We start from the raw sequence: 3852 nt of genomic DNA on the forward strand, positions 1-3852 counted from the left end.
AGCATACATTGCACAAAAAGAAAACGATCTTGAAAATGCCCTTAAATATGCACGTCGCAGTTTAAAGCTTGCTCAAATTTATGAATTAAAAAAAGAGAAAGCGGATGCTAGTCTTTTACTTTTTGAGCTTCATAATAAATTTGGTGATCGTGACTCAGCCTTATTTTATCACCTGAATTATATTGCTATTAGAGATAGTATTAGGAACCTAGAGGAAATCGAAAACATAGCTAAAGAAACTCGTCGATTTGAGGTTTCCCAAAAACAAATAGAAGTTGACTTATTGAACCAAAAAAATCGGAATCAAAAGATCCTGGTATTTTCTACTGCTCTTGCTTTGATTTTAATAGGAATACTTGCAGCTGTACTTTATAGAAATAATTCATTTATCCGTAAGACAAACAAAATCATTGACAAGGAACGGAATAAATCTGATCATTTATTACGAAATATTTTGCCTGATAAAACAGTAAATGAGTTAAAGGAATTTGGGAAAGTGAAGGCACAAAGAATCGATTCAGTTTCAGTCATGTTTACCGATTTTAAAGATTTCACCAAACATGCAGACCATTTATCACCAGAACTATTGATTCAAAGCCTTGATTTTTATTTTACTTATTTCGATCAAATCGTGGAGAAGTATGAATTAGAAAAAATCAAGACTTTGGGAGATTCTTATATGTGCGCCTCTGGAATTCCCTTTCCTCAAAAAGACCATGCCGAAAGAATTATTTTGGCCGCGATGGAAATGATGGAGTTTGTAGAAAAATCCAAACAACTAAAAGATGACAATCTAATTCGTTTTGAAATGAGAATTGGGATTAGTTCTGGTCCAGTGGTTGCCGGGGTGGTCGGAAAAAAGAAATTTGCTTATGATATCTGGGGAGACACAGTGAATTGTGCTTCAAGAATGGAATCCTATTCAGATGCTGGGAAAATCAATATTTCTGAAGACACGCACAAACTTGTTGTTGATAAATTCAAATTTTCGGACCGGGGTGAGATTAATGTAAAGAATAAAGGAAATATGAAGATGTATTATATTGAAGGAATTATTTAAAGATTGTGTATATCCGCAATTCTACCAGAAAGGAGACTAATGCAATACAAAATAAGCTCAACTGTAAATTTTAGGCTGCTTCGGTCTTCGGTCATCGGTCTTCCGATCAGATAAGCAAAGAATTTAAGGTGACTGGCATCATTGCGGATAATCATATTAAAGATTATCCATATCCTTCCCTTCAATCAGATTCCTAAATTCGGCTTAGTTATTTTTAGAATTTCAAGAATTAAAGAGCTTCTAAGCTTAATTTTTTGGGAAAGAATCAAAAGCAAAGTATTTGGTATTTGGTATCTCTATTTTTTTGAATAAAAACCTGTTCGAATAAATAAAAAATCCGCTTGTTATAAACAAGCGGACTTAAAAACGGTGATTTGAACTTTAATCTACTCCTACTCTAATTCTTTATAGACGTTTTAAACTTTCATTCAAAGTTTAAAAACAACCTCTTTAATAATGCTTCTTATTTTATGCAGCCTCTCTCTCTAAAGCTAGATAATGTGTGATCATACGATTCGAATCTATCAAGGGTATGATTGTAATTTCACATTCATATTCTAACCCATTTTTCTTATAGTTCGTCACCGTTTCGGAAATACGTTCACCATTACTTAGTTTCTTTCGGATTCTTGCTTTAACTACTTCAGATGTATTTGGACCTTGAAGAAAAATTGGCTTTTTACCTATTGCAAAGTCAGGTGCATAACCAGTCATTTTCTCAAAACCGTTATTTACCCATAAAATTTTCTGATCCAAATCAGTTAAAACCAATGTTTGATAATTGATCGATAGTTCTTTGACAAAATCTACCTTCCAATTATTCAAAAGTGAAATTCTTTTCAGAATATCAATATCTTCTGACTTTTTACTGATGGCGTTAAATATTGGATTAGAAATATCCCAACTAATCAAAGGATGATATTTCGACTTTTTAGCTACTCTAGTACTCATTCAAATCAATTTCTTCAGACAAGTCTTTGTCCCGTTAATCACTTAATAGTAGTAACAAACCAGTCGAAAAATTGTTATAAAAACCTCTTAAAAAAAATAAAAATATTTTGCCAAGAAGCTTAATTACCATAAAAAATCAGTTATTCAATATATACCTCCAAACTTGATTGCGTTTGTTACCTAAGCCTTCAAACAATTTTCCCCTGTTAAGAAATGATAATCAAAGGAATGGGAAAATAGTTTTATCAAATTCTTAAGACTAATCTGAAACTGACTTTCTTACCATTTCAATATGTTCTATACCATCTTCATCATACGTTTCTCCATCAGCAACAAACCCTAAAGAGGAATAAAAACCTAGCGCATAAGTTTGTGCACCAATTCTGATATTACCGGCTCCAAACAGCTTTTCGCAATTCTGAATGGACAATTCCATCACTATTCTGCCTATACCTTTTCCTCTCACAGACGGTGCAGAAACAACTCGGCCAATAGCCATTTCCGGATAAGATAATCCAGGAGGTACCAATCTACTGTAGCCTAATAATTGTTTATCCGAGAACAACATCAAGTGAAAAGACTTCTGGTCCTTATCATCCTGATCTAAAAAAACACAATTTTGCTCCACGACAAATACCTCACTTCTCAACTTAAGCAATTCATAAAGTTCGTCGACATTTAGATCTTGAAATGATTTGACAGAATGAGTAAGATTCATAGAATTCATATTTGACTTATGTAAATAACTAGGATCACAAAAGTCGCAATTAAAGATTGGGCAAGAAAGAATTCTAATTATAAAATGGCTCGTCTTTCCTATAAAAAAACTGATTTGCTTAAACCAAAAATATAAGCATTTACCAATATCAAGTGAATTCACAATACTGATTTGATCTATTTCAGATCAACGAATGGTTTAGCTAAAAGATGATCGAATAAATTACTATTTCCATCATTTTTTTGAATTATCTACCACTGATCAAAAAAAATAAACAACTAAACTATCTGTCTGTTACCACTTTGTTAAATGCGATAAAAACATTGAATGACAATACAGATACAGCTAAATGAAAAATCTTCTATTTCTTTCTGGTAAAGGATCAGCTATTATTAACTCTTTAATCTTAATATTTTTACTGTTGATCATTAATCCTTTAGAGCTGCAGGCTCAAAACTTTCAGGTTTCCGGTCAATTGATTGATTCCAAAACGAACGAGCCTGTGGGTTTTGCACAGGTTGCTGTATTTGAATCATCCGATAGCACTACCCCAGAAGCTTATTCCGATACCAATGAAAATGGAGTTTTTAATTTAGCAGTAGGATCTGGCAAGTATGTATTCAAAGCTTTTTTTATTGGATATCAAGATTTGGTCATTTCTAATATTGAAGTCAAAGGATCTACGGATCTAGGTGAATTATCCTTTATCAGTGAAGGACAAGATCTTCAGGAAGTGATCGTTGAAACTTCAAAATTACCGGTAAGAACTAGTCTCGAAGGTTTGATTGTAACGCCGGAGAATAATCTTGCTAATGCGGGTGGAACTTTATTGGACATTCTGAGAAATACGCCTTCTGTATCGGTCAGCGAAGATGGAGGTATCTCCTTAAGAGGGAGTTCCAATACTAATATTCTGATAAACGGAAGGAATTCCTCTTTAACCCAAAATTTGGATCAGTTGCCCGCCAGCATAGTTGAAGAGATTAAAATTATCAACAATCCCAATGCTCGATATGATGCTGAAGCAGAAGGAGGAGTGATCGATATTGTCTTGAAAAAAGGAATTGAGTTGGGCACTCATGGGGGATTTGAAGGAACTTATGGTACAAGAAACCGATCCAAT

General features: G+C 33.5%; 4 protein-coding genes. 2 read left to right on the top strand and 2 right to left on the bottom strand.

Going from position 1 to position 3852, the window contains the following annotated elements; all coding sequences use genetic code 11:
* Positions 1 to 1060, top strand: a 1060-nt coding sequence (locus Q0L68_RS17595) for an adenylate/guanylate cyclase domain-containing protein (protein ID WP_296705571.1), incomplete at its 5' end; no start/stop codon positions are given.
* A gap of 468 nt (positions 1061 to 1528) precedes the next feature.
* Here the strand turns inward: Q0L68_RS17595 and Q0L68_RS17600 are convergent.
* Together Q0L68_RS17600 and Q0L68_RS17605 are read right to left on the bottom strand one after the other, a co-directional pair.
* Positions 1529 to 2011: a PAS domain-containing protein gene (locus tag Q0L68_RS17600; RefSeq protein ID WP_296705572.1), complete on the bottom strand. Its 483-nt coding sequence runs from the start codon at positions 2009 to 2011 to the stop codon at positions 1529 to 1531.
* A 259-nt stretch (positions 2012 to 2270) separates the two neighbouring features.
* Positions 2271 to 2729, bottom strand: coding sequence for a GNAT family N-acetyltransferase (locus Q0L68_RS17605; protein WP_296705573.1), 459 nt, complete (start codon positions 2727 to 2729; stop codon positions 2271 to 2273).
* Positions 2730 to 3078: 349 nt separating this feature from the next.
* Here Q0L68_RS17605 and Q0L68_RS17610 point away from each other — a divergent pair.
* The coding region (locus Q0L68_RS17610; protein WP_296705574.1) for a TonB-dependent receptor plug domain-containing protein at positions 3079 to 3852 on the top strand (774 nt) is incomplete at its 3' end.

This window comes from Algoriphagus sp., assembly GCF_024642405.1.
Lineage (GTDB): Bacteria > Bacteroidota > Bacteroidia > Cytophagales > Cyclobacteriaceae > Algoriphagus.

Excerpts from the sequence above, each read along its gene's own strand:
- Q0L68_RS17600 (WP_296705572.1), bottom strand. The coding sequence starts at position 2,011 with ATGAGTACTAGAGTAGCTAAAAAGTCGAAATATCATCCTTTGATTAGT.
- Q0L68_RS17605 (WP_296705573.1), bottom strand. The coding sequence starts at position 2,729 with ATGAATCTTACTCATTCTGTCAAATCATTTCAAGATCTAAATGTCGAC.